Origin of the sequence: Lacticaseibacillus rhamnosus (assembly GCF_900636965.1) — a bacterium.
Taxonomy (GTDB): Bacteria; Bacillota; Bacilli; order Lactobacillales; family Lactobacillaceae; genus Lacticaseibacillus; species Lacticaseibacillus rhamnosus.
In genome coordinates this window covers 2,192,800-2,218,627 of record NZ_LR134331.1, presented here as the reverse complement: position 1 = coordinate 2,218,627, position 25,828 = coordinate 2,192,800, and the positions used below count along the sequence as shown (strand labels likewise).

Genomic DNA, 25,828 nt, shown 5'->3' with positions numbered 1-25,828 from the left:
GTAGCGTATTCCATTGCCAAAATGCGTTCATTTTCCTCTGAAAAAGTGAGTTAGTAACTTGCCGGTGACGTGATGGCGACCCATTGTAGTGAACCTAAATGGCAAATTCGTCCCGCAAAAAAATCAGTTCAGTTCCGGTTGACAAACCGTCCGTTAACCAGTAGTCTTTAACTAATCTATTTCTTAGGAGGTTCTCATCATGATGACAAAGCTGACTCAAGGTAGCCAATCATTTTATTTCTGGTTTTTCAGACGCGATCTGTGAGACCAGTTACCTTTGAGTGAGCGGTCACACAGATCAAGCAATTGACTGTGTGGCTGGAATCAGGAGAATCATTCCCATTTCGTGCCCCGCGGTCAATCGATGACTGCGGGGCTTTTATTTTAGTTTCAACTTACTGGATGTAAAAAGATGGAGGGATTTACATGGCATTAGTCGATCGTATGAATCACGAGGTTCGGCAACTCAAACCGAGCGATATTTTACAATTCAATGCAGAAATTAGCGGTATTGAAGGGATTGTTAAGCTGACATTAGGTGAACCGGATTTTCCGACGCCGGAGCATGTCAAGGCGGCGGGCATCCAATCAATCGAAAATGATGAGAGCCATTATACCCAGAGCAAAGGCTTGCCGGGATTACGAGCTGCGGCAAGCCATTATCTGGCAACGAAATATAAAACCTCCTATGATCCGGAGACGCAGATTTTGATCACAGCTGGGGCCACTGGCGGTATTTATTCGAGTTTAACGGCTATGTTGAACAAAGGCGATACCGTGATTATCCCAACTCCGATTTTTCCTTTATACATCCCAATCGTGTTATTAAACGGAGCAAAACCAATATTTATCGACACTTCGGCGGATGGGTTCATTCTTAAGCCAGAGAAATTACAACAGGCGATTGAAGCCAATCGGGACACGGTTAAAGCGGTGATTCTTAACTACCCGACTAATCCAACTGGGGTGACTTATAATCGCGCGGATCTGAGCGCATTAGCCAACGTCATCAAGCAGTATGAAATTTTTGTCTTAAGCGATGAGATTTACTCAGAATTGACCTACAGTGGGACGCATGTTTCGATGGGCGAGATACTCCCTGATCAAGCAATTGTCCTTAACGGGGTTTCAAAATCCCACGCAATGACCGGCTGGCGCGTTGGGATCACAGCAGGTCCGGCTGCGATTATTCAACAAATCGGCAAGGTTAGCGAGTTTACGATTACCAGCGTCACCACCAATGCCCAGCGCGCGGCTGAAGAGGCGTTAAAAAATGGTATGGAAGATAGTCAGCCGATGAAGCAAGCCTATCGAAAACGGCGTGATTTTCTGATGAAGGCCTTACCGGAAGCCGGCTTGGAAGTTCCTCATCCGGATGGCGCATTTTATATTTTTGCTAAGTTGCCAGACCGGTTCCATGACAGCTGGAAGTTTGTTTATGCGTTGGCACGTGAAGCAAAGGTTGCCGTGATTCCCGGTGCCAGTTTTGGGCCAGGCGGTGAAGGTTATGTGCGGATTTCGTATGCGGCCTCGATGGCGGATTTGAAACTGGCGGCTGAGCGCATTAAGCAGTTTATGGCAACGCATTAGGTAGGCAGGTTTGCAGTTGGACGATAACGCGCTCAAAGGAGAATGATGATGAAGAAAATTTTAATGTATAGTGTTCGACCAGACGAACAACCAGCGATTGATGACTGGGTTGCTGCTAATGATATTCAAGTTGATACCAATACCGTTGCCTTCAATGCTGATACGGTTGATCTGGCTAAGGGCTACGATGGGGTTGTCATTCAACAGCATGGCGCCATTCCAGAACCGCTTGTTTATCAGAAGTTGAAGTCATTCGGGATGAAGCAGTTGACTTTGCGGATTACCGGCTATGACATTGTTAATCTCGATGCTGCGGCTGCCAATGGATTGGCCGTGACCAATGTGCCCGCATACTCGCCGCGATCGGTTGCGGAACTGGTTTTGGCTCATGCCATGCGATTGATTCGCCATTTGGGTGAGGCTACGGCGCGCGAAGCCAAAGATGATTATAGCTGGGGTGGTCTGGAAGCGCAGGAAGTTCATCAATTAACGATTGGCATCATTGGCGCTGGCAAAATCGGCAGTACCGTCGCCCGCATTTTTCGCGCCTTAGGATCTACCGTCATCGTGGCTGATCCGGTAACGCGACCTGAATTGGCGGATACGGTTCGTTATGTCGATCTTGACACCTTGCTGGCCACTGCCGATATCGTCACCGTGCACACACCGCTGGACGACATCACCACCCATATGCTTGATGCTGCCGCCTTCAAAAAGATGAAAAAGACGGCTTACTTGATCAATGCAGCCCGCGGACCGATTGTCGATACGGCTGCTTTGATTGAGGCGCTGCAACGTGGTGAGATTGCCGGCGCTGCTTTGGACACAATTGAAGGTGAAGCCGGTATTTTTGGGGTTGATCGCAGCCAATCCGGCGTGGACAATACCAATCTTGAAACTTTAAAGGCTTTGCCGAACGTTGAGATTTCTCCGCATATCGGTTTTTATACGGATGCAGCCGTGAAAAACATGATCGATATTTCATTGGATGACGTCAAAACTATTTTAGCCGGTGGGCATTCACCGCACCAAGTTAATTAAACGGAGGAAGACGATGAAACAAGATGTAAAAACCGTGACGATGAACATTTTAAACGGTTTATCAGTGGGGATTATTGTTGCCTTGGTTCCTGGAGCGATCTTAAATGCGCTCGTCAAGTTGCTTTTACCTAGCTTTCCACAGTTGGCCGTTGTCACGTATATGACGACCGCCGCGATGACCTTGTTACCGGCGTTATCGGCTGTGTGCGTGGGGATGCTGGCGAAGTTTACGCCGATTCAAACAAGTTCGCTGGCACTGGCTGCCATTATTGGTGCCGGTAATTATCATCTGACCAAAACCGGCTTGAGTGTTGCCGGAACCGGGGATGTGATTAATTTGGCGATCACCCTCGCCATTGGCTATTTAGTCATTCTATTGTTGGGCAATGCGCTCAAGGCGTACACGATTCTTCTGATTCCATCGTTAGTATTGCTGATTGCAGGTGGGGTGGGGATGCTCACTCTCAAGCCGGTTTCCGGAATCACGAAGTATATTGGCGTTGTTGTCCATGATATTACCGAATTGCAGCCGATTGCGATGGGCGTTTTGATGGGGATCATCTTTGCCATTTTGATTGTGACGCCGATCAGTACAGTGGGGATTGCGACGGCTATTATGTTGAACGGCATCGGTGCCGGATCTGCTAACCTTGGCATTGTCGGGGCAAGTTTTGCGCTGGCGGCTTATGGCTGGAAAGCGAATCCGCTTGGGACCTCGCTGGCACATTTTCTGGGCTCGCCGAAGATGCAAATGGCCAACATTTTGTCTAAACCGAAACTCTTCTTACCCATGGCGCTTAATGCCGGCATTCTTGGTGGTATCGGTGCTGCATTGCACATTCAAGGAACGCCTGCCAGTGCCGGATTTGGCTTTTCTGGTTTAGTCGGGCCACTCGCTGCACTCGATGCAATGAAGGCGGTGACGGTGGGAAATGTGCTTGAATTGACGATCATTTTCTTCATCTTGCCGATTGGACTGGCTTATCTTAGCAATTTGCTATTTACCAAAACACTGCACTATCAGGTGTCGGAAGACTATGCCTTGCATTACGACTAATGGCAGGTCGAAAAGCATTCACGCAATATACGTGATTTTTGAAGCTTTAGTCGGTGGCAAACAAAGAGTAACTTCTTCATGCCACCGGGACTACATAGAGACGGGGTGTTGGCCCCGCAGTCAACATGCAAAGCACCACTAAATATTTTTCTTATTGGTATAGGCGTATAACCGTTTACATGATAAAATGAGGAAGATTTTAGTCCCTTTGAAAGCGAGGCGAGTGTCGTGTTGGCATGGTGGGCACAGCAAGAACTGTGGTTACAGGTGATCGTCGGAGTGGTGGCGCTATTGGTCATTGGCGGTCTTTTATGGATGTTGTTATCACTGGTATTGTTACCATTATTGGCGTTATTGCAACGGCTACTGTCGCCGGTTGAGAACACCACATCAATGAGCGATCGGGATTACTTACTCGGTACGCTGACGTTAGATGTGGCGCATCATCACACTGGCGAAGTCATGGTAACCGGTGGTGGACGCGCCCGCCAGACATATCCGGCCAAGTTGTGGTCGGATAAAAGCCAGCCGCTAGATCAGGGCACAAAAGTCGTGATCATTGAACTCAAACAAGGTATTGCCTATGTTGATGCCTTGGCTACTCACAACCCTAAGGAGGGAACTGATGGAAATTTTAACTGATTATATGCCGTGGATTATTGCGGCCGTTTTATTGATCTTGCTCTTTATTTTTCTGGCCACCCATCGTAAGACCGCTTTGCCTAACGAAGTGCTGATTATTTCCGGTGCCTTGATTTCCGGCAAGCACAGTTTTCGCGATGTCAATGGCAATCGTGTCAAATTGATTACCAACGGCGGGTCTTTTATTTTACCGATTTTGCAGCGCTGGGACGTTTTAAGTCTAAATACGCGGACCATTGAAGTCGCAACGCCTGAAGTCTACACGCAACAAGGGGTTCCGATTATCGTCAACGGGACGGTTATTTTAAAAATAGGCTCCAGTCAGGAAGAAGTCGCAACCGCTGCGGAACAATTTTTAGGCAAAAATGACGAGCAGATTAATTCGGAAGCCACCGAAATTCTGGAAGGCCATTTACGGGCAATTTTGGGCACATTAACGGTTGAGGATACCTATCAGAATCGTGATGCCTTTGCCGAAAAGGTCCAGGATGTGGCGAGTTCCGATTTAGCCAAAATGGGTTTACAGATTATTTCGTTCACGATCAAAGATATTGCCGACAAGAACGGCTATCTGGACTCACTGGGTAAGAAGCAGATTGCGGAAGTTAAGAAGAACGCCGCTGTAGCCGAAGCAGCCGCCAATCGTGACACCCGAATTCAACAGGCGCAAGCAGATCAGGAAGCAAAGCAGCAGGAAATCGAACGTCAGACCCAAATTGCTGACGCCGAACGGGAACAGCAGGTCAAGATGGCTGACTTCAAAAAGCAGCAAGAAATTGCTCAGGCGCAAGCTGATCAGGCCGCGATTGTTGAACAGATGAAGGCCAAGCAGGTTCAAAAAGAAAAAGACATTGAATTAGCCCAAAAGAACGCCGAATTGCAGGAACAGGAACTGAATGCAACCGTGCGTAAACAAGCGGATGCGGACTTGTATAAAGCCCAGCGTGCCGCCGAAGCCCAAAAAGCAACCCAGATTGCGGCCGCTGAAGCATCGGCAAAAGAGGTTGAATTGGATGCCGAAGCCAAAGCAAATGCAACCAAGGCGATTGGGGAAGCAGAAGCTGGCAAGACCAAGGCGATCGGGCTTGCACAAGCGGAAGCGATTGCTAAACAAGCGGAAGCAGCACGGCAACTTGATGAATCCGGCCGCTTCAAGATGACGATTGAAGCAATGCCGAAGATTATTGAGGCTGCTATGAGTCCGTATGCAAATGTTGATTCGATCAAGCTTTATGGCGATGGCGACCTGACGAATCAAACCAGCGGCAGTTTGGTCAAGCAACTAGACATGTTGCAAGAAGTTGCCGGCATCGACATTCGCGGGATGTTAAATGGCGCACTGATGCATCAGGCTGGCAATCAACCGGTTGTCGATGCGATCAAGCACCACGAGCAACCATCAGCCAAGGCACCTGACACCAAGCAACCAGCACCGGCGCCAAATAGTGATCAACCGGCCACTACCGAGCAAGCGGCATCAAGTACACCATCGCGCATGGCCGAGAAGCAAAAGTAGTCATGAGTGAAATTCAGAATGATTGCTTTTAATTAAAAAAGTGGCTCCGTTTGCGATTGTTCTAAAATCGCAACGGAGCCACTTTTTGGTTGATGTCTAAAGAAATTAATACACGGCGGGATACACTAAGCAATGCCTTCAATGTATGGCGCCGGGCGGTGAAAATTTTGATGAATACTACTATAAATCACGCGGATGGCTTTGTCGTAGTCTTTATCATTTACGCCAATTAACAAATTGATATCGTCATTGGTCTGGCTGACAAGCTGGACATTGAGCAGGTTGTCGTCTAGATAGGCGAGGACCTTGCCGGCAATTGCCGGTCGTTGCCGTAACTTTCGGGAAACCATCGCAATGAGTGCAACATTCTCGGTGACCTCAAGTTTATCAGGCTGACACGCTGCTTTAATTGCTGCCGTGAGTTCGTGAACGGAAACCTGATGGCGTGGTTCGCGAATTAACAGACTAAAACTGTCAATGCCAGTGGGGAGATAATCAACGACCAAATGATGATCAGCAATGACGTCCAGTGCATGCTGAATGATATCGAGATGTAATGCCAGTTGATATTGCCGAATCGTCACCACCAGATAATGCTTGCGACCGGCAATCCCGGTAATGATCCGCATATCATTTGCCGGGTCATCATCTTGGATAATCAATGTGCCCGGATCTTCCGGGGCATTCGTATTAAGAATGCGAGTTGGAATGCCACTTTCTCGCACTGGCTGGACAGCCTCTTCCTGAAAAACACTGAAGCCCATATAGGTCAATTCGCGCAATTCATCATAACTCATCACATCAATACTATCGGCATCTTGAATAATTCGCGGATCGGCCATTTTGATTCCGGAAACATCGGTCCAATTTTCGTAAAGATCGGCTTGAGCCAGCCGCGCCAACCACGCACCGGAAATGTCAGACCCGCCGCGCGCCATGAGTTGTACGTGACCGGCAGCATTTTGCCCGTAGAATCCGGGAACAACTATCCCATGATGACGCGGTAGCCGCCGATAAGCCGCTAATGTTTTGGCTTCATCGATTGCCCCATTTTGATCAAAAAAGAGGAGATCAGCAGCATCAACGAAGGTATAGCCCAAATAGGCAGCCATCAGGTGGGCGGTTAAAAACTCACCACGCGAAACCAGATAATCGCGCGAGTAATGAGTGGCGATGTGATGACGAATCGTATTCATGAGTTTTATGAGTGGCACATGCAAATGTAGAGCCTGATTGATAGCTTCCAGTCGGGCTGTCACTTGAGCAAAAAGCGGGGTGACATCACGACCGGCTTCGAGTCCATCCGCAATCAGATAAAGGGTATCGGTCAACTTGCGGGTTGCATCGCCATATTTACCGGCTGCACTGATGACAACGATTTGGCGCTGCGGGTCTTGGTTGATAATGGCTTTGACTTTTTGAAACTGCCCGGCGTCGGCAACCGAACTGCCGCCGAATTTAACGACTTTCATTCGATTACCCCCTGATCAACTTGTTCTTTGACGTTACGGGTGGTCAGTTCACTATCGCCAATGGCTGCCATGAAGGCATGAGCATCAATTGCCAAAACGCCACGCATGAGCCGATGCATTTCACCAGTCGGGATTTGTTTGATTAAAAGATGATCCTGAACGACTTCGGTGTCCTTATCGTTAAACATGGCAAACGTGAGCGGATCGGCGCGCAGCAAGTAATCAGCAGTATTCAGATCTGCATCGAATTGTAAGTTCTGATTAAAGTGCCGCGTCAGATGCGGGGCATTTTCCAGAATGTCGAATAGATCCTGAACAATGGCATTAGCAGTCGGATATTTACCGGCGCCTTGACCATAAAACTGCAAATCGCCAATGGTCTGGCCGTGCAGTCGGATCAGGTTGAAGTTTTCAAACGTGTTGGCCGCCAAAGCAGTCGCCGGATAAAGACGCGGTTCAACGACCATACTATAATGGTTACCAACTCGTCTGCTCTTGCCAATTAGGCGTAAAACCTGGTGACGACTGGCGAAAAAGTCAATATCGGCTTTGGTGACATTACGAATGCCAAATTTAGGAACATCACGCGGCGGAACCATATCGTAAGCCAGTGCGGCGGAAATTTTCAGCTTGTTAACCACATCGTCACCATCAATATCCGCACTGGGATCGGCTTCGGCATAGCCCATGTCTTTAGCTGCCAACAAAACCGGGTCAAAATCGAGATGCGCCCGTTGCATTTGATCCAAAATATAATTACTCGTACCATTAAAGATGCCTTCGATGGTATCGATTTGGTCAATGCGAGCAGCGCGTTCCAAATTGCGAATCCAGGGAATGCCACCACCAGTAGTGGCTTCAAAATAAAAGCGAACGTGATGCTGAGCCGCCGTTGTGATGAATTCAGGCAGGTGTTGCGCAACGACAGCTTTATTGGCGGTCACCACATGTTTGCCGTGCTGCAGTGCACGTAGGATATAATCATAAGCAGGATGCAAGCCGCCAATAGCCTCAACGACAACATCGATAGTCGGGTCGGCAAGGATAGCATCGAAATTTGTTGTCATCTCAGGCATCGTAGCTGGGTGGGTTGGGCGAATGAAAATAGCAGTGACCCGCATTCGGCGATCACCATTTTCAACGATGTCATAAACGCCGCTACCGACAGTACCAAAACCTAAGATGGCAATATTCATTTTCTTCAGCTCCTTGTATATAAAATATAGACACTTGTTTTTCTAATGCGAACAGATTATCATATCCTTATTGCAAAAACAAGTCGGATCAGATAGGAGTCGTTCACATGCGATACACAAGTACACGGGATCAGCGCGTTAGCAAGACTGGACAACAAGCGATCAAGCAAGGCATCTCCGAAGAAGGCGGGTTATTTGTTTTACCGCATTTGACGGATTACCGCTTGAATCTTCAAAATTTATTAGGTAAAGATTATGAAACGATTGCTCAGAATGTTCTCACGACCCTGTTGCCTGATTTTAACACTGCTGCGCTGAAAAAGGCGATCCAATTTGCATATCATAAAAATTTTTCTGATCGCCGGCTGACGCCTGTTCGGTCTGTGGGTGATTTTCATGTTTTAGAGCTATTTCATGGCCCAACCAGCGCCTTTAAAGACTTGGGGTTGCAACTACTACCCCAATTGATGCGCCTGGCACTGGATCCGGAAGATCGCATCATGATCTTAGCCGCAACCAGTGGCGATACCGGGACTGCAGCGTTGCAGGGCTTCAAAAATGTCGCCCAAACCGGGATTACCGTCTTTTATCCTGATCATGGGGTTAGTCCGATTCAGGAGCGGCAAATGTTAACGACAACCGGCAATAACACACGGGTTTTCCCAATTGGCGGTAATTTTGATCAAGCGCAGAGTGCCGTTAAAGATCTCTTTACCGACACCGGTTTTGCGGCGCGTTTGCAGGCGGAACAAGTAACGCTTTCGGCCGCCAATTCGATTAATATCGGGCGCTTGATTCCCCAGGTGGTTTATTATTTTTCCGCCTACTTGCAACTGGTTGAATCAGGTGCCATTGAGCTGGGTCAAAAGGTTAACTTCACCGTTCCGACTGGCAACTTTGGGGATGTCCTAGCTGGTTTCTACGCGAAGTTATTGGGTTTGCCGATTCATCAATTAATTGCCGCGGCCAACGCCAACCATGAACTGGCGGACTTTCTTGAAACCGGTATTTATGATCGCAATCGCCCGTTCCTAAAGACGGTTGCGCCAAGTATGGATATTCAGATTTCCAGTAACTTGGAACGGCTACTCTACTATAAGAGTGGTGAAGATAGCAGATATGTGGCTAAGTTAATGGAAGAATTGGCCACAACCGGCCGCTATCAGGTACGGCCCGATGTTTTGGCAGCGATTCAGGCTGATTTTGCTGGCGGTTTTGCCGCAGATGCGCAGATTGCAGCTTCAATTGCTGCGGTTTGGAAGCAAAACGGCTATTTGTTGGATCCTCACACGGCTGTCGGCTACCATGTGATGCAGCAATATCGGGAGACAACCGGCGATCCGACGCCTAATGTGTTACTCGCAACGGCTAGTCCATACAAATTTCCACGTGCAGTTGCTCAAGCCCTTGACTTGCCGGTGACAGGTGACGACTTTGCCGTGATGACCCAGTTACAACAAATGAGTGGTGTTCCGATTCCTGCTAATTTAGCGCGCTTGGCAACTTTGACTGCCCAACCTAAACACGTGGTGGCGCCGGACAAAATGGGTCAGGCGATCATTGCAGCCGCAAAGGAGGTTTTTAACGATGATCAGCGTGTCCGTTCCGGCAACAAGCGCTAATTTAGGCGTTGGTTATGACGTTTTAGGATTAGCCCTTGATCTCAAAGCTCGGTTCACCTTCGAAGCGAGCACCCAAAAGCTTGAGATTGTTGGGGATGATCCTGACTTTGCCAATGAACAGAACTTGATTTATCAAGCGTTTGCGACATTTGCCAAGGCGGTTGATCAACCAGTGCCAAATTTAAGGATTACGGTCGATTCGAATATTCCTAGTTCTCGGGGCTTGGGGAGTTCGGCTACGTGTGTTGTTGGCGGAATTGCTGCGGCGAATGAGTGGTTTCATGCCGGCTGGGATCGGACTCAGCTTTTGAAGCTTGCAGCGAAAATGGAGGGACATCCGGACAATGCTGCCCCTGCAATTTTTGGTCAGCTGTGTGCAACTATTTTGGCAGATACAGAGCCCATTGTGCGCCAGTATCCGGTCAGCTCACAGTTGCAGTTAGTGACATTCATTCCCGACTATGCTGTGAGCACGGCAGAAGCACGAAAAATCCTTCCTACAACGATGACTTACGCAGATGCTGCTTATCAGATGGGGCGGTGCGTTTTAATGACGCGCGCGTTGGCCGATGGTGATTTGCCGCTTTTACATCAAGTGGCCCATGATCGGATGCAGGAACCTTATCGTGCCACATTGATTCCGGACTATCAGGCTGTCCGTCAATTGGTAACCGCAGCCAATGGCGTTCTGTTGATCTCGGGTTCAGGATCGACCCTGCTTGCAATTGTGGAAGGAGCAACGGCTGCTCGCCAGCTGCAAGCAGCCGCCAGCCAACAATGGCCGGCATGGCGCGTGCAGGTCGTCCAGCCGAGTATAGAAGGGGTGCGGGTTTCAGAAAGCTGAACAATATCAAAAAACGCCAAGCCCTGACACTTGGCGTTTTTGCATCTAAATCTTGAAAAACTGTTATCCTATTAGTATCTTCATGAATGCAGATTGCCAGTATGGTATAATTCTGGGGCGACGAGCTGAAGGCAATATTCATTTTGACCAACCGCTCAGGGAAAGTTATTAGTGCAGTTTGGACCCGCTGAGACAACTTGCCACTGCACTTTCAATGAAAATTTCATGGTACCCGGCATTCTTTTGCCCGCACCTAATCGAACGAGGAGATTATCATTCAGATGAAAGATACACCCAGTTTTACCCCCATCCTGCTTGGCAGTGATATGAACGTGTATGGTATGGCGCGTTCGTTCCACGAGATGATCGGCGGGGCGATTGATGTCTATGCGCGTGAACAGCTGGCACCGACACGCTTTTCACGAATCGTAAATGTCCATCTGATTAAGCAATTTGATTCTGACCCGACTTTTATCGAAAAAATGCGTGAAGTTGCGCATCTGCACGCGGCGTCGGCTGGGCGTCTGCTGCTAATTGCATGCGGTGATACATACGCACAATTGGTGTCCAAACATAAAGATGAATTAAGTCAGTGGTTTATCTGCCCATATGTCGACTATGATCTTTTAAAACGCCTTAACAGTAAGGAAAGCTTTTACCAGGTTTGTGAAGAATACCATCTTCCTTACCCAGCCACTAAGATCGTGACCAAGTCGATGTATGAAAGCAACGCCACAATTACGGCGCCATTTGAATTTCCTGTGGCGCTGAAACCGACCGATTCGGTGGAATGGTTGAATATCCACTTTGAAGGGCGTAAGAAGGCCTTCACGATTCACTCCCAAGTCGAATTGACCAACACCATTGCCAAGATTTATGACAATGGGTATACATCTGACTTAATTCTTCAAGACTTTGTACCGGGTGATGACAGCAATATGCGGACGTTGAATTGTTATGTCGACCAGTATCATCATGTCAAAATGATGTGTCTTGGGCATCCGCTACTTGAAGATCCCACTCCAGCGTCTATCGGGAATTATGTGGCGATTATGCCAGCTTTTGATCATACATTGTATGATCAAATCAAAGAATTTCTCGAAGCCATCAAGTTTACCGGTTTTGCTAACTTTGATATGAAGTACGATCACCGCGACAACACGTTTAAGTTATTTGAGATTAATATTCGTCAGGGACGCAGCAGCTTTTTCGTGACCCTGAATGGCTATAATCTTGCCAGCTGGCCTGTGCGCGATTATATCACCGGTGATCTCAAAGATGCTCCGACTGTTTATGGCAATTCCGATCGCAGCAAGTACAAATTATGGCTTGGGGTGCCTGAACGGGTCTTCAAGCAATACTCTGCCGACAACGAGGCCAAGCGGGAAGCGTTGAAGTTGATCAAAGAAAAGCGTTATGGGACGACTGTCTTTTACAAACCCGATATGACGCTTAAACGCTGGCTATTATTGAAATATATGTTTCATAATTATGTTGGCCGCTTTAAGCAGTATTTTGCGGAAAACAAAGGCGATGTGTGATAAAATAAACATGTTAGGGACACCTAAACTTGCAAGGGGGCATTTCTTTTGGTTACTGAAAATGATTTAACGATTGAATCCGTGCATTATAATCGGCTGTTATTGGCGGTTGATGATGATGATGACGACTCCTCGCGCAAGGCATTGAACTACGCCTGCACGGTTGCCAAGATTTATGATATTCCGCTGGGGATTGTATCGGTACTTGAAACCGGCGATCTGAATATTTTCCAGTCATTGACACCTGATGATGTTGAAGCAGCACGGGAAAAAATGGCGAAGAACCTGAATACTTATGTTGAAAAAGCCCGTGCGTTCGGCGTACAGAAGGCCCAGCCGATTATTGCTGAAGGTCGCCCGGCAGCAGCACTGCTTGACGAGGTTATTCCAGCGTTCAAGCCGGACTTGGTTATCATGGGTTCACACGTACGTCGTGGCCGTCTGCGACTGGGCCACGTTGCAAGCGAAGTAGCCCGCGATGCAGCGGTATCCGTTATTATTGTCCGCTAATTGTCAGTGCTATGATTCAAATAAGCAGCCGTGAGATTTGATAAAGTCTACGGCTGCTATTTTTGTGTAAGCGCGAGCCGGCGCGGTTAGAAGTCGGAGTGTAAGTGGCCTTAAGCGTGATGGCCCGGGCTTGGCCATTGCGCTTAAGGTCCTTACACGCAGACTTCTGCGCCGGGGAGCGCGTTATGGGCGTAAACCAGAACATAAGTGGCCATTGCAACCAAGGTCCTTACACGCAAATCCCTGCGCCAGCAAACACGTTATGAGCATAAGTCAGCGCGGTTAATAAGCACTATGCTACCTGTTCAAGCAAAATCGAAATGAGGAGCGTTTATGCAGTATCAAAATGTCAGTGTCGGGCAACTGATCCGGCGCGTGAGTCGGTTTACGGTTGAAATTGCGATTGATGGCGTGACGACATCGGTACATATGAACAACACTGGCCGGAATAAGGAAATTCTAGTGCCAGGTTCGCTTGCCAGTGTCCGGTATGTGGATCATCCCAACCGGAAGACGCACTATGATCTGCTTGCGGTAAAGCGGCAGAATCGTTGGATTAATATAGACAGCTTAGCCCCCAACCACGTTGCCAGAGAATGCTTGGAGGCTGGCACCATGAAATTGCCCGGATTATCCTTGCCTTATGCGGTTCGTCCCGAGACCACCTGGCGCGATTCCCGGCTTGATTTTGCGGGAACTGCGGCTGATGGCAAAAAATGGTTTGTTGAAACTAAAGGCGTCACATTAGCCAACCAAACATTGGCGGCGTTTCCCGATGCACCCACCACACGAGCGCTGAAGCATGTGCACACGCTGACAATGGCACAAGCGGAAGGCTATCAGGCATTTTTGGTTTTTATTGTGCAGTTACCCAATATTCAGCAAATGACGATTTATCGTGAACGGTTTCCAGAGCTTGTCACCGCAATCACAATTGCCAAGCAAAACGGTGTGCGCGTCTTGGCTTATGACACGATGACGGGTCCGGATTTTATTACTTTGGGCCAGCCGATCCTGTTTGACGAGCATCTGCCATTTACGGAAATGAACTTGGCGAGTTTGTGAAATATGAGAATTCGGTCATGATATTTTCATATTGACTTGACAACGATTACGATGCACGATTAGCGGGTCATCAATCGTCCCTAGCCCTCAATCCCATGCCGATGAGGGCTTTTTTGTTATGGTTAAAATTTTCAGCAAGTGAAAACACCAGCGAGGCTTGAAAATGAAAATGAGATTCCGTGATTTGAATCACACACAAATGACTCGTACAATGGTTAGCATTGTTTCAATTCGATGACAACTGTTTCTGAAACAGAGCAAAATCGCTACATCAGGTCATGAGCGATTTTAAAAAGTACCGGGCACCAAAACGAGATCTTAATTCGTTAAAGTGCCTGAGAGGAGTGAGCAAATGCAACACAAGATTGAAAATGATGCTGAAACAAAAATCGAAGTGAGTGGTTTAACCAAGATTTTTGGCAAACGAATCAATCGCGCCAAAGAAATGTTAAAGCAAGGGAAAACCAAGGCTGAGATTCTAAAAGCTACGGGCGCAACCGTGGGTGTTGATCAAGCTGATTTCACTATTAAAAAAGGGGAAATCTTCGTTATCATGGGGCTTTCTGGTTCGGGTAAATCAACCACACTGCGAATGCTGAATCGGTTAATTGAACCGACTGCCGGACAAGTTCTGATTGATGGTGATGATATTGCCAAGTTGGACAAGCAACACCTGCGTGAAGTGCGGCGGCAAAAGCTGAGCATGGTATTTCAAGGCTTCGCGCTATTGCCTAACCGAACTGTTTTACAAAACGCAGCGTTTGGCTTGGAAATTCAGGGGATGGATAAATCCGAACGTGAAGCTAAAGCCAACAAAGCGCTTGATTTAGTGGGATTAGACGGGTTTGCCGATCAATTTCCTGATCAATTATCTGGCGGGATGCAACAACGTGTCGGCTTGGCGCGCGCGTTGGCCAGTGATGCCGAGATTCTCTTAATGGACGAGGCCTTTTCTGCGCTTGATCCGTTAAATCGGCGTGATATGCAAGACGAATTGTTGGATCTGCAAGAAGAAATGCACAAGACGATTGTTTTCATTTCCCATGATCTGAATGAAGCGTTGCGGATTGGCGATCACATCATGATTATGAAAGACGGCGAGATCGTTCAAATCGGGACACCAGAAGAGATTCTGAGTCAACCAGCAGATGATTACGTTGAGAAGTTCATTGAAGGTGTGGATCGAAGTCAGGTTTATACCGCAGCTAATGTTATGATTCGCGCTAACACCGTGAATATCGACAAGGATGGTCCGCGTTTGGCAGCACGGCGGATGCGTGACAACGAGATTTCCAGCTTGTATGTTGTCAACACCAAGCGACAATTAGTAGGAATCTTGGATGCCGATGATGTTCGTGCGGCCATTGATAGCGGGAAAAAGGACTTAACCACGATTGTTAAGACCGACGTACCGACAACAAAAATGGATACGCCGTTAGCTGACCTGCTGGATGCTGTGTCGACTACTTCAGTTCCGTATGCTGTCATCGATGATCAGAAACGACTTTGCGGGATTATTATTCGTGGTGCCGTTCTTGGCGCACTTTCAGGACAGGAGGTCAATGTCAATGTTTAATCTTTTAGTCACCATCCCAACGTTACCATTAGCACATTGGATTGATTCCTTCGTGGACTGGCTCACTCAATTTGCCGGGTTCTTCGGTGTGCTGACGAACTTTATCGGAACGATTGTCAATGCCTTTCAAGCGATCTTTGATTTCATTCCGATTTGGCTGTTTATCATTTTGATTATGGCGCTGACCTGGTACCTTAAGCGAGGGCAGAAGTATCGCAGTTTGCTGATTTTTGAATTAGTGGGGCTGTTGTTAATCTGGAACCTGGGATTTTGGCGCGATATGACGCAGACGCTGACCTTGGTTCTGACCGCAAGCTTGTTGGCAATTGTCATCGGCATTCCATTGGGTATCTGGGCTGCTGAAAGTAAAACCGTTTCGGCGATTGTTAAGCCGTTGATGGACTTTATGCAGACCATGCCAGCCTTTGTTTATTTGATTCCCGCCGTGGCATTCTTTGGCATCGGGATGGTACCTGGCGTTGTTGCGTCAGTCATTTTCGCGATGCCGCCGACTGTTCGGATGACGCAATTGGGAATTGAACAGGTACCAGCCGACTTGAATGAGGCAGCCGTTGCATTTGGTGCTACGAGTTGGCAGCAGCTGATCAAAGTGCAGCTGCCCTTTGCTCGCGGCACCATTATGGCTGGCATTAACCAAAGTATGATGTTGGCTTTATCCATGGTCGTAATTGCATCCATGATTGGGGCAATGGGCCTAGGTACCAAGGTTTACTTTGCTGTGGGTCGTAACGACGCTGGCGGCGGGTTTGTTGCCGGTTTGGCGATTGTTATTCTGGCAATCATTCTGGATCGGATTACCCAAAGTCTCAATCGCACGCGCTAGGAGGTGGCTGTTTGACTTTTTATAAAAAAATCATTGCGGCACTGGCGATGGTAGCCACGGTTGGCTTTTTGACCGCATGCAGCAGTACCCAACCTAAGTACGATGCCAAAAAGCCTTTAGGGCCGCAAATTAACTACACGATTACCGGAATCGATGCAGGTGCCGGCATCATGAGCAGTACCGACAAGGCCTTAAAAGCATACGGATTGGAACAAAAAAATTGGCAGTTGCAACCAAGCTCAACCGCGGCGATGACCAGTACGCTGCAAAAGGCGATTGCCGATAAGCGGCCCATTGTGGTGACCGGCTGGACGCCTCACTGGATGTTCACCAAGTTTCCGTTGAAATTTTTGAAGGATCCTAAGAATGTCTATGGTAAAGCCGAACAGATTCATACGATTGTGCGTAAAGGGCTTAAGCAAGATGCTCCGCAAGCCTACCAGGTGCTTGATCAATTTCACTGGACGCCCAAAGAAATTTCTAGTGTGATGTTGGCGGTGAACAATGGCCAGGATCCTGCTGCAGCTGCAAAAGCATACGTGAAGAAACATCCGGAGCAAATTGCTCAATGGACTAAGGGTGTTAGTCATGTTAGCGGTAGTCCTAAATTAACCCTGACCTATATTGCCTGGGATTCGGAAATTGCCTCCACAAACGTTGTGGCGACCGTTTTGCGGCAAGTGGGTTATAAAGTGACGATTCGCGCGATGGAACCGCAGCCGGTTTGGGCATCAGTTGCGACTAAAGCAGCAGATGCACAGGTATCGGCGTGGTTGCCAAATACTGCTGCTAAGTTATACGCCGATTATAAGAACCAGGTTGTTGATCTTGGTGTGAATATGGATGGCGCTCGGGTCGGTTTGGCCGTTCCAAAGTATATGAAGAATATTAATAGCATTGAAGATTTGAAGTAACCATTGTCAAAACGCTGAGGGTACGGTTCGTCATGAAGACGGATCATATCCTTGGCGTTTTTACATAGGCAGATGATTTGCTTTCTCATCTTTTCGTGCCTAGTATAACCGCGGAAGCAGCTTTAATAACACGCCAAAACTGGCAGGTTCAGATTGCCGGTTTTTAAATAAAAGGGGGACTTATGATGGCTGAGACGATTAAAGCCGGGGTTGCAGCGCTACAAACTTTGGAGAGTTGGGGCGTCACGCACATTTACGGCATCCCCGGTGGTACATTTAATAACATGATGTACGCGTTGGATGAGGAAAAGTCACGCATCAAGTATATTCATGTACGCCATGAAGAAGTCGGGGCTTTGGCAGCGGTCGCCGATGGAAAATTGACAGGTCGTATTGGGGTGGCATTCGGGTCAGCCGGTCCCGGAGCAACACATCTTTTCCAAGGGGCTTATGATGCCAAAATGGATAAAGTGCCTACTTTGTTCTTAGTGGGCCAAGTGGAACAACGGTTTATGAATGCTGATTTCTTTCAGGAATTAGATGAAGATCCAATGTTTCAGGATGCGGCTGTCTATGCACGTACCGTCACCACAGCGCAGAGTTTACCGCATGTCATTGATGAAGCGATTCGGCGGGCATATGCTGCTCATGGTGCGGCGATTGTGGTGATTCCTAACGACTTGGCTGCCGAGTTGATTCCGGCGAATGGGTATTACAGTGCCGCGGCGACCCATGCCACCCCGATTTTAGCGGCTGGCACCGATGAACAGGTGGATCAGGCATTAAGATTGATTCGTACCGCGTCTCGTCCGGTGATGTATGTCGGTCAAGGCGTTCGCGGGGCAGCAGATACGGTGATGACGCTAGCCAAAAAGTTACAAATGCCGGTGATTACCACAGCGCTGGGCAAGCCGATTATTCCGTACGCCTTTGAAGCACTCTTGGGTTCGGCTGCACGAGTCGCATCGAAACCGGCCAATGAAGCATTGCGGGTGGCCGATTTGATCATGTTTGTCGGCTCGAATTATCCATTTGCGGAAGTCATGTTTTCGCCTAAAGCCAAGTTTATTCAAATCGAAGCTGATCCCAAAACCTTAGGCAAGCGGCATCACACAGATGTGGCAATCTTAGCGGATGCACCCGCAACTTTGAAGAAAATGATTGCCCGCAGTGATGAGGCTCCTAGCAGCGGCTGGTATCAGGCTAATGTCGATAACGTCAAAAATTGGCACCAATATAATGACGCCATGATGCAACGAACCACTGGTGATATGCGCTTTGAGCCGGTATTCGGCCAGATCAACCGCATTGCGACCGATGATGCAATTTTTGCGATTGATGTCGGGGATGTCACCCAAAATGCTGTGCGCTTGCTGAAAGTGAATGGTCGGCAAGCGTGGACAACCAGCGGACTGTTCGCCACGATGGGAGCAGGATTGCCGGCAGCCTTAGCCGGACAGTTGAGTTTTCCTCAGCGCCAAGTGTTCAATCTTGCTGGTGATGGTGCCGCGGCGATGGTCATGCAGGATCTGGATACAGAAGTGCGGTACCACCTGCCGATTATCAATGTTGTCTTTTCCAATAATGCATTGGGTTATATTGAAGATGAGCAAGAGGATGACGGACACGAATGGTTTGGCGTCGATATGCCAGCGATTGATTTTGCAACGGTTGCTAAGGGTATGGGCATGACCGGTTTGACCGTCACCAAGGTTTCGGAACTCGCGGCTGCGTTTGATGAAGCCGAAGCCAATCGCATTGCTGGCAAGCCAACACTGATTGATGCCAAAATTACGAATGAGCGGCCAATCCCGGTCGAGCATCTGCAGTTAGATCCGGATCGTTTCGATGCCGCTACAATTACTGCCTTCAAGAAACGTTATTATGCTGATAATTTGGTGCCGTTTAGTTCGTTTCTAGCGGCGCATCATGTTTCGGTGGGTTGAATTTGGTTGATGAAAACGCAAACGTGCCCCAAAAGCGGTTTTTACTTTTGGGGCACGTTTTAGTTAACAATCTAGAACTCGATAAGCATAGCTACCGTTTGCGGACAAAGATCAGTTTTGAGAACAGGTAGTTAGCGACGACAATGATAATTTGATCCAGAATTTTGACCAGGATCTCGTTGCCGTGAAGCCAGTCCACGCCGACAATCATAATGAAGTTATCCAGCAACAGTGAAACGCCACGGAGGATTAGAAAACTGGTTAGCTCGAACCAGAACTTCTTTTTGCTTGAATAGTCACTGTGGAAGACGACACTTTTGTTGGCGAAGAATGCAAAAATGACACTGACAATGTTAGCGGTCGTGTTGGTTAAGACCAAGCCAATATCAAAATAGCGCATCACAAAAAAGGTGACGAAATTGATCAAGGTGGTCAGCCCGCCGATAAATAAGTAGTTGATGATCATTTCGTAGCGTTTATATAGATGAATCAGCGTTTTCAAAGGTTAAATCTCTCCTAGCTTCGAGTTTGATGCAATGCAGTTCTTGGTTGTGAGCGAATGATGTCAGTATACCATGCAAGCTGAGTGGTAGTGAGATGCTTTTTATAAGGTTCATGCGAGAGTGACATTAACGATAACCCCTTGTCAGTGTGCAGCTAAAAAAGCGACTGAGCTGTTGACTTGCGTTTATCCGCCTAATTGACTTACAATTTGTTAGCGAAAGGCTGAGACTTGGGTATCATGGGCCTGCTTGAATCTCAGTGGGTTTCAAGGTATGCTCTTTGCAAGGAGGATAACGATGACGAAATCAGGTAAACAACAGTCCCCACGTAAGCATCGCTGGCTATGGCGGACGATTTTTGCGCTCGGTGTCCTTCTGGGCTTAGCGCTGGTTTTCAACGAACCGATTAAGCTGTTTGTCGTTGATCATTTAAGCCAATGGACGATGGGGCAGATTGATCGCAATACAGTTGATAAGAACGAAAAAAGAAGTGCCACGTTTGATTTTAAAGGTGTTAAAGCGCTTGATATCAACACGGTCGGGAATGCCGCGTTGACCCGTAATCTGCATCCGATTGGTAAGATTGCCATTACCAGCGTTCATCTGAAGTTGCCGATTCTCAAGGGGCTGTCAAATGATAACCTGAGCGCCGGCGCCGGGACGATGAAGGCTGATCAGAAGATGGGCGAAGGCAATTATGCGTTAGCCGGCCACTACATGACCAACCAAGGGATTCTTTTTTCGCCTTTGAAAAATGTCCAAACTGGCGATACAGTCGCGATTACGAATATGAAGAAAGTTTACACTTACAAAGTGACCACGAAACAGATTGTTAACGAAACTCAGGTGCAATGGATCGATGATGTGGCAGGCAAAAAACTGATTACCTTAGTCACATGTGCGTCACCGACAGAAGGCGAAGTGGATCGGATCATTGTTCAAGGAGAACTTCAGTCGGTCAAGAAAGCAAATCAAAAGAACCTGAAAATTTTCTTATAATTTGAACAAGTGCTGGCGAATGCTTGCACTTTTTTTCTTTTTGCGGCACGCTAAGATTTAACTAGCGAAAAATGGATGGTGGGGAAGACGATGTCAGCGTACGAAAAATTTATCAACAATGTGCCAGTCCGACGTACAGTGGTTTTATTCTCGGTTTTTTTGGTTTTGTGGTTTGCCCGTAGCATTATGAGCGACATTTTGTTGACCTTTATTTTTGCGTTTCTAGTCAGTCGCTTAGTGCACGCGGTTCAACGCCACGTTCATGTTCGGCCGTTTGTGATCGTTGTACCTGTTTACATATTGGTGATTTTAGGGTTGATCTATGCAGCGGTCCATTATGTTCCAGCCATTATTCACCAAACGATCACGCTGTTTAATTCGGTACAGGATTTTTATAACAGCGATGCCTTTGCCAACAATCAGGTGATGCAGTGGGTTTTGCAGAGTACCAAGAGCCTGAACCTCACCGAACAACTTAAGACTGGCCTGTCAACGGTTCTTGAATATGCCGGTAACATTGGTGCGATGGGCTTGACGTTGGTGTTGTCGTTTATTTTGAGTTTCTTCTTTACCATCGAGTTGGATAGCTTACCGGCATTTGGGCAACTGTTTTTGGATTCACCGTTTGGCTGGTATTTTAAAGACCTGCGTTATTTTGCCTTGAAATTCATCAATACGTTCGGGGTTGTTATGGAAGCCCAGATCTTTATCGCGGTGGTTAACACGGTGATTACGACGATTACGCTGTTGTTTATGAAAATGCCGAATATTCCGAGTCTGGCGATTATGGTTTTTCTGTTATCACTCATTCCGGTTGCCGGGGCGATTATTTCACTCATTCCGTTGACGATCATCGGGTATACGGTTGGCGGCTGGCAAGATGTCATCACCATTTTGATCATGATTGCGGCGATTCATGTGTTGGAAGCATATGTCTTGAATCCTAAGTTCATGAGCAGCCGCACGCAATTGCCTGTCTTCTTCACCTTTGTCGTGTTGCTGGTGGCAGAGCGGCTCTTTGGGACTTGGGGCTTGATCGTTGGCATTCCGATCTTCACCTTTTTCCTGGATGTTTTAGGGGTCAAAAAGATTGCCGGAACCAAAGCACATCATTCGACTTATGACACTGTCCCGCAGCCAAAGGAGCATCATGAAAATGACGCGTAAACGCCGGTGGCTGATCATTTTGGCGGTGTTAGGTGTTTTGGTCGTCGTTGGTGGCGTGACGATGCGCTGGATCCAGCATCAGCGTCAAGTCAGTAAGATTACGGCACGACCTGTTCCTCAAGCACAGTTGCGGCGGCATGTTCGTAAACTGATTGATGCGACCGACTTTAGAGGCAGTGTTGCCTTGATCAAAAAGGGCCGGATTGTTTATACAGGCGGTGTCGGTGAAGCAGATCATACGCGCAAATTAGCGAATAATGGGACGACGATGTTTCCGCTGGCCTCGGTAGAAAAGTATTTAACGGCGCTCGTCATTGGGCGACTGATTGCCGATCACCGGCTGTCATTGACTACTAAGCTAGCCAAGTTTTATCCCGACATTGATCATAGTCGCGACATTACCATTCGGCAGCTGCTGGATCATCGCTCAGGCATTCAGATGGATGAACTTACACCGGAGCAAATACTGACATCAGAAAAAACCGCGCTCGACTGGAATTTGAATCAACTAGGATCCACCGGCGACCATAGCTTTATTTATACTAATGCCAATTATGCGTTATTAGCGGGGATTATTCGCAAAGTCACAAAGAAGCCTTTCGCTGCGGCACTAGACCAAACGATTTTGGCACCGTTAAAACTCACACACACCCGTAACTTCGATGCGTTATCGGCGAAAATGCCAGTGGCGCAAGGTTATCTGAGCGAAGATGATCAATCGTACCAGCCGGATGATTTAAGCCAGGCGCTTTTGTCGAGTTTACTTGGCAGTGGGAGTGTCTACATGAGCGTGACCGACTTGGCCAAGGTGATCATTGCAGCGGAAACCGGGAAGATTATTCCTAAAAAAGTCTATCGTCAGTTAATTGCGGCACATTATGCAGATGGTAATCAGTATGCCAGCGGGGTAGCGTGGTTGGACGATCAGCGTTTATTGCAAGGCATGTACAACGACAATCCGGAAAGTTTCAGTACCCTTGCTTATTTTCGTGCTAATGCGACCAGTGGCGTTGTGTTGTTTGGTAATCATACGATGACAACCGACACGGTGACGCTGGCGCAGAACTTAGAAGCATTGGTGGAATAACCAGGCAGGAACATGAAAACCGGTCTTAATGACAGAAGATAAATGTCATTAGGACCGGTTTTGTGTTGAACGGCAATTGCTTGTTTTTTAGCGCGAGTGCCTTATGCGCCTGACTGATGGCACAAGCATTCCAAGTGGCTAATACGCGATTGATCCAGCTGTATTAGTAATTAAACGAGCGGCCAAAATCGTTGAGTCCTTGATAAAGGCTGCCCATGATGCTGGCAAGACCAAACATGGTAATCACCATGAAGACAATGGCTAGTAGCACACTGACGATGAGAAGGGCGTAAATCTTGTCGAAATGATTAGTTGACTGAGCCGTAAATAGCATATAAGGCCCGGCTAAGAAAAAGAGGCTAAGACTGATGGTCAATAATAACGAAATTAACATTGCCGAACCAACGTTGATGAGACCCAATATCTGCATTAACAGGGTAAAGACGGAGAAGAACACCATCCAATTACAGTGGAACGCATAATCTGTCGTAAAGTCGAGAAAACGCCGCCGCCGATCACCTAATATGCCGCGAACGCCCAGATAATAAATGGCAATCACGCCAATCGCCAGAATCGCAACTAAGACCAGCAACTTCAAAAATGTACTCATGACAGAACTGGCAAGGCTGCCGGGTAAGGATGAAAAAGCCGAGCCGGCGCGCAAAGCAATCGTCAAGGCCAGACTAACGATGGTAATCGCCAGACTGGTCAGTCCAAAATAACTATGATAAGTGCGCTCAATGCTGGCCGGATGCTTAATACTATCGACTAAATACCGCCAGTAACTGCCCGCATACTGCTTGGTAGCCTCAACGGTTGGATTAGGCTGTGGCGTTGGCTGAGGGGCCTGACTGGTTGGAGCATCGGTAGCAGTGTTGTCGGTAGTCGGCGCAGTTTGCGTTGCGGCCGCTGAGCTTTCCGAACTTTGGGCAGCTTGTGAATCGGCGGCCGTATCAGCTTGGGTGGTGTGAGTGGAAATCGGTTTAGCGGTTTCCGGTGCTGCTCCAGATTTTGCGTCTGCCGTTGGTGCGGTTGCTACGGGTGATTGGCTAGTCGCACTAACGGTATCGGCTTTTCCATCGGTTGTGTCAGGAGTTGCGGGAGCTTGCGGCTGTGTGGCGGCCACCCCCGCCAGATTTGCACCGCATTTTGTACAGAAGTTAGCAGTGGGTGCGTTATGTGCCCCACAATTTGGACATAATTTAAACATGATATTCCCTCCAAAGTTAAACCCAGTTCCATTTTCAAAAACAATCGTCACTTAATCATAACAAAAGACAGACACAATACTGACTAAAATGACGGGAAATTTCTTACCGCCGATGAAATAAACGATAAAGACCTCCTGCAACTAAGGCAAACGTACCGCCAAGTAAGATCAGATCCATGATGCCATGAACCAACGATAAAAAGCCGTTTTCATTTACTGCCAGTTGCATCGCCGGTAAGTTGATATAAATCAAAAAATAAATGACACTGATCAACCATATACCACCAATTGTGAGCCAAATTTTTTTCACGAGAACCTCCAAATTACTGAGCATAAAAGTCATAAGGGACGTCAATCCGAATCGCATCGGTACCCTGTACTGACAAGCGTGCGTGTCGATCACATCGTACCGTGTGTCGTAACTGGTGCACCAGTTACAAACGTTGTTAAACCTTTTCTTTTTGCTATGTTTCCAATATACCAGAGAAAGCGGGTGCGAACTTACTGAAAATGGTGTAACATGAGATTCTGTAAACAGGCAGAAGACTGTCAAATCATAAAAGCGAGGTATTCTCTGATATGGCGAAATTAGTATTGATCCGTCACGGACAAAGTGAATGGAACCTGTCCAACCAGTTCACTGGCTGGGTAGATGTTGATCTGAGTGAAAAGGGTGTCGAAGAAGCAAAGCATGCCGGTGAATTAATTAAGCAGGCTGGTCTTGAATTCGACCAAGCTTACACCTCAGTTTTGACCCGTGCGATCAAGACCCTGCACTACGTCTTGGAAGAATCCGGCCAATTGTGGATTCCAGAAATGAAAACCTGGCGCCTAAACGAACGTCACTATGGCGCATTGCAAGGTTTGAACAAGAAGGAAACGGCTGACAAATACGGTGCCGATCAAGTTCACATCTGGCGCCGTTCGTACGACGTTTTGCCACCATTGTTGAAGGCAACTGACGAAGGCTCTGCTGCTAAGGATCGTCGTTATGCCGACCTTGATCCGCGGATCATTCCTGGCGGCGAAAACCTGAAAGTGACGCTGGAACGGGTTATCCCATTCTGGGAAGACCACATCGCACCAGATCTGTTGGACGGCAAGAATGTTGTTATTGCCGCACATGGTAACTCTCTGCGTGCTTTGACCAAGTACATCGAAAACATTTCCGATGCTGACATCATGAACTTGGAAATGGCAACTGGCGAACCGGTTGTTTATGACTTTGATGAAAAGTTGAACGTTAACAGCAAGACCAAGTTGGACTAATGATTCGCTAACTCATTTGCATAATTGAAAAGACGACCATCCCTTGAGCGTTGATAAGACGCTTGAGGGTGATGGTCGTTTTTGTATGGTGTTGCTTAGAATTTTTTATAGAAAATCGGGTCAGCTTTTGGCTCCAGCAACTGTGTGCGAAATTTTGATCTGGGTGATGAGTCGCTTGCACTTGCCAAGCATCTATTGAATAATCAATGTAATGAAG

Annotated in this window: 23 protein-coding genes; 18 read left to right on the top strand and 5 right to left on the bottom strand. The window is 47.6% G+C overall.

Translation table 11 applies throughout. The annotated features are described in order from the left end of the window. Positions 1–426: 426 nt before the first annotated feature. The 5 genes from EL173_RS11120 to EL173_RS11100 all read left to right on the top strand — a co-directional run bounded on the left by EL173_RS11120 (position 427) and on the right by EL173_RS11100 (position 5,846). On the top strand, positions 427–1,590 hold the full coding sequence (locus EL173_RS11120; RefSeq protein WP_005692585.1) for an aminotransferase class I/II-fold pyridoxal phosphate-dependent enzyme: 1,164 nt from the start codon (positions 427–429) through the stop codon (positions 1,588–1,590). A 48-nt stretch (positions 1,591–1,638) separates the two neighbouring features. Next, positions 1,639–2,631 (top strand): D-2-hydroxyacid dehydrogenase, encoded by a 993-nt coding sequence (locus EL173_RS11115; protein WP_014571510.1) that lies wholly within the window; start codon positions 1,639–1,641, stop codon positions 2,629–2,631. A gap of 13 nt (positions 2,632–2,644) precedes the next feature. Continuing rightward, entirely contained in the window at positions 2,645–3,688 is a 1,044-nt protein-coding gene (locus EL173_RS11110; RefSeq protein WP_014571509.1) for a PTS sugar transporter subunit IIC, read from the top strand. A gap of 228 nt (positions 3,689–3,916) precedes the next feature. Beyond that, a complete protein-coding gene (locus EL173_RS11105) occupies positions 3,917–4,330 on the top strand; it encodes a hypothetical protein (protein WP_005692590.1) in 414 nt (137 codons plus the stop codon). Beyond that, positions 4,314–5,846, top strand: coding sequence for a flotillin family protein (locus EL173_RS11100; protein ID WP_005692592.1), 1,533 nt, complete (start codon positions 4,314–4,316; stop codon positions 5,844–5,846). Before EL173_RS11105 ends, EL173_RS11100 begins: the two co-directional genes overlap by 17 nt. Positions 5,847–5,971: 125 nt before the next feature. Here EL173_RS11100 and EL173_RS11095 read toward each other — a convergent pair whose 3' ends face one another. Both EL173_RS11095 and EL173_RS11090 read right to left on the bottom strand, forming a co-directional pair. After that, on the bottom strand, positions 5,972–7,318 hold the full coding sequence (locus EL173_RS11095; protein ID WP_005692594.1) for an aspartate kinase: 1,347 nt from the start codon (positions 7,316–7,318) through the stop codon (positions 5,972–5,974). Further along, positions 7,315–8,514, bottom strand: coding sequence for a homoserine dehydrogenase (locus EL173_RS11090; RefSeq protein WP_005692596.1), 1,200 nt, complete (start codon positions 8,512–8,514; stop codon positions 7,315–7,317). The genes EL173_RS11095 and EL173_RS11090 overlap by 4 nt, the downstream gene beginning before the upstream one ends. Positions 8,515–8,621: 107 nt before the next feature. Between EL173_RS11090 and thrC the strand changes: the two genes are divergently transcribed. The 9 genes from thrC to spxB all read left to right on the top strand — a co-directional run bounded on the left by thrC (position 8,622) and on the right by spxB (position 19,376). After that, complete coding sequence (gene thrC / locus EL173_RS11085; RefSeq protein WP_005692597.1) at positions 8,622–10,136, top strand: threonine synthase; 1,515 nt, start codon at positions 8,622–8,624, stop codon at positions 10,134–10,136. Next, positions 10,102–10,980, top strand: a complete 879-nt coding sequence (gene thrB / locus EL173_RS11080; RefSeq protein ID WP_005692599.1) for a homoserine kinase — start codon at positions 10,102–10,104, stop codon at positions 10,978–10,980. Before thrC ends, thrB begins: the two co-directional genes overlap by 35 nt. A gap of 281 nt (positions 10,981–11,261) precedes the next feature. Then, a complete protein-coding gene (locus EL173_RS11075) occupies positions 11,262–12,521 on the top strand; it encodes a carboxylate--amine ligase (protein WP_005692601.1) in 1,260 nt (419 codons plus the stop codon). A gap of 48 nt (positions 12,522–12,569) precedes the next feature. Beyond that, positions 12,570–13,031 carry a universal stress protein gene (locus EL173_RS11070; protein WP_005692603.1) on the top strand — a complete coding sequence of 154 codons (462 nt, stop codon included), beginning with the start codon at positions 12,570–12,572 and terminating at the stop codon, positions 13,029–13,031. A 333-nt stretch (positions 13,032–13,364) separates the two neighbouring features. Next, complete coding sequence (gene sfsA, locus EL173_RS11060) at positions 13,365–14,096, top strand: DNA/RNA nuclease SfsA (protein ID WP_005692607.1); 732 nt, start codon at positions 13,365–13,367, stop codon at positions 14,094–14,096. 352 nt (positions 14,097–14,448) lie between these two features. Continuing rightward, complete coding sequence (locus EL173_RS11055) at positions 14,449–15,672, top strand: quaternary amine ABC transporter ATP-binding protein (RefSeq protein ID WP_005692611.1); 1,224 nt, start codon at positions 14,449–14,451, stop codon at positions 15,670–15,672. Next, entirely contained in the window at positions 15,665–16,516 is an 852-nt protein-coding gene (locus EL173_RS11050) for an ABC transporter permease (protein ID WP_005692613.1), read from the top strand. The genes EL173_RS11055 and EL173_RS11050 overlap by 8 nt, the downstream gene beginning before the upstream one ends. 11 nt (positions 16,517–16,527) lie before the next feature. Then, complete coding sequence (locus EL173_RS11045) at positions 16,528–17,430, top strand: glycine betaine ABC transporter substrate-binding protein (protein WP_005692615.1); 903 nt, start codon at positions 16,528–16,530, stop codon at positions 17,428–17,430. Between the two features lie 185 nt (positions 17,431–17,615). Continuing rightward, positions 17,616–19,376 carry a pyruvate oxidase gene (gene spxB, locus EL173_RS11040; RefSeq protein WP_014571508.1) on the top strand — a complete coding sequence of 587 codons (1,761 nt, stop codon included), beginning with the start codon at positions 17,616–17,618 and terminating at the stop codon, positions 19,374–19,376. Between the two features lie 91 nt (positions 19,377–19,467). On the opposite strand, the gene EL173_RS11035 is transcribed toward spxB, so the two are convergent. After that, positions 19,468–19,878, bottom strand: coding sequence for a GtrA family protein (locus EL173_RS11035; RefSeq protein WP_005692619.1), 411 nt, complete (start codon positions 19,876–19,878; stop codon positions 19,468–19,470). A 298-nt stretch (positions 19,879–20,176) separates the two neighbouring features. Between EL173_RS11035 and EL173_RS11030 the strand changes: the two genes are divergently transcribed. The 3 genes from EL173_RS11030 (at position 20,177) to EL173_RS11020 (ending at position 23,132) form a co-directional block, all read left to right on the top strand. Then, positions 20,177–20,878: a class A sortase gene (locus tag EL173_RS11030; RefSeq protein ID WP_005684728.1), complete on the top strand. Its 702-nt coding sequence runs from the start codon at positions 20,177–20,179 to the stop codon at positions 20,876–20,878. A 90-nt stretch (positions 20,879–20,968) separates the two neighbouring features. After that, positions 20,969–22,045 (top strand): AI-2E family transporter, encoded by a 1,077-nt coding sequence (locus EL173_RS11025; protein WP_005714699.1) that lies wholly within the window; start codon positions 20,969–20,971, stop codon positions 22,043–22,045. After that, positions 22,035–23,132, top strand: coding sequence for a serine hydrolase domain-containing protein (locus EL173_RS11020; protein WP_014571507.1), 1,098 nt, complete (start codon positions 22,035–22,037; stop codon positions 23,130–23,132). Before EL173_RS11025 ends, EL173_RS11020 begins: the two co-directional genes overlap by 11 nt. A gap of 163 nt (positions 23,133–23,295) precedes the next feature. Here EL173_RS11020 and EL173_RS11015 read toward each other — a convergent pair whose 3' ends face one another. Continuing rightward, positions 23,296–24,342 (bottom strand): zinc ribbon domain-containing protein, encoded by a 1,047-nt coding sequence (locus EL173_RS11015; protein ID WP_015764653.1) that lies wholly within the window; start codon positions 24,340–24,342, stop codon positions 23,296–23,298. Between the two features lie 103 nt (positions 24,343–24,445). Continuing rightward, on the bottom strand, positions 24,446–24,652 hold the full coding sequence (locus EL173_RS11010) for a hypothetical protein (protein WP_014569929.1): 207 nt from the start codon (positions 24,650–24,652) through the stop codon (positions 24,446–24,448). A 269-nt stretch (positions 24,653–24,921) separates the two neighbouring features. Here EL173_RS11010 and EL173_RS11005 point away from each other — a divergent pair, with 269 nt between their 5' ends. Then, positions 24,922–25,611 carry a 2,3-diphosphoglycerate-dependent phosphoglycerate mutase gene (locus EL173_RS11005; RefSeq protein WP_005684733.1) on the top strand — a complete coding sequence of 230 codons (690 nt, stop codon included), beginning with the start codon at positions 24,922–24,924 and terminating at the stop codon, positions 25,609–25,611. The last annotated feature ends 217 nt before the right edge of the window (positions 25,612–25,828 follow it).

What these genes read in the sequence shown, in the direction of transcription:
- EL173_RS11110 (WP_014571509.1), top strand. Translation starts at nt 2,645, where the DNA reads ATGAAACAAGATGTAAAAACCGTGACGATGAACATTTTAAACGGTTTA.
- EL173_RS11020 (WP_014571507.1), top strand. Translation starts at nt 22,035, where the DNA reads ATGACGCGTAAACGCCGGTGGCTGATCATTTTGGCGGTGTTAGGTGTT.
- EL173_RS11050 (WP_005692613.1), top strand. Translation starts at nt 15,665, where the DNA reads ATGTTTAATCTTTTAGTCACCATCCCAACGTTACCATTAGCACATTGG.
- EL173_RS11015 (WP_015764653.1), bottom strand. Translation starts at nt 24,342, where the DNA reads ATGTTTAAATTATGTCCAAATTGTGGGGCACATAACGCACCCACTGCT.
- thrC (WP_005692597.1), top strand. Translation starts at nt 8,622, where the DNA reads ATGCGATACACAAGTACACGGGATCAGCGCGTTAGCAAGACTGGACAA.
- sfsA (WP_005692607.1), top strand. Translation starts at nt 13,365, where the DNA reads ATGCAGTATCAAAATGTCAGTGTCGGGCAACTGATCCGGCGCGTGAGT.
- EL173_RS11100 (WP_005692592.1), top strand. Translation starts at nt 4,314, where the DNA reads ATGGAAATTTTAACTGATTATATGCCGTGGATTATTGCGGCCGTTTTA.
- EL173_RS11120 (WP_005692585.1), top strand. Translation starts at nt 427, where the DNA reads ATGGCATTAGTCGATCGTATGAATCACGAGGTTCGGCAACTCAAACCG.
- spxB (WP_014571508.1), top strand. Translation starts at nt 17,616, where the DNA reads ATGGCTGAGACGATTAAAGCCGGGGTTGCAGCGCTACAAACTTTGGAG.
- EL173_RS11090 (WP_005692596.1), bottom strand. Translation starts at nt 8,514, where the DNA reads ATGAATATTGCCATCTTAGGTTTTGGTACTGTCGGTAGCGGCGTTTAT.
- thrB (WP_005692599.1), top strand. Translation starts at nt 10,102, where the DNA reads ATGATCAGCGTGTCCGTTCCGGCAACAAGCGCTAATTTAGGCGTTGGT.
- EL173_RS11115 (WP_014571510.1), top strand. Translation starts at nt 1,639, where the DNA reads ATGAAGAAAATTTTAATGTATAGTGTTCGACCAGACGAACAACCAGCG.
- EL173_RS11005 (WP_005684733.1), top strand. Translation starts at nt 24,922, where the DNA reads ATGGCGAAATTAGTATTGATCCGTCACGGACAAAGTGAATGGAACCTG.
- EL173_RS11055 (WP_005692611.1), top strand. Translation starts at nt 14,449, where the DNA reads ATGCAACACAAGATTGAAAATGATGCTGAAACAAAAATCGAAGTGAGT.
- EL173_RS11075 (WP_005692601.1), top strand. Translation starts at nt 11,262, where the DNA reads ATGAAAGATACACCCAGTTTTACCCCCATCCTGCTTGGCAGTGATATG.
- EL173_RS11025 (WP_005714699.1), top strand. Translation starts at nt 20,969, where the DNA reads ATGTCAGCGTACGAAAAATTTATCAACAATGTGCCAGTCCGACGTACA.
- EL173_RS11030 (WP_005684728.1), top strand. Translation starts at nt 20,177, where the DNA reads ATGACGAAATCAGGTAAACAACAGTCCCCACGTAAGCATCGCTGGCTA.
- EL173_RS11095 (WP_005692594.1), bottom strand. Translation starts at nt 7,318, where the DNA reads ATGAAAGTCGTTAAATTCGGCGGCAGTTCGGTTGCCGACGCCGGGCAG.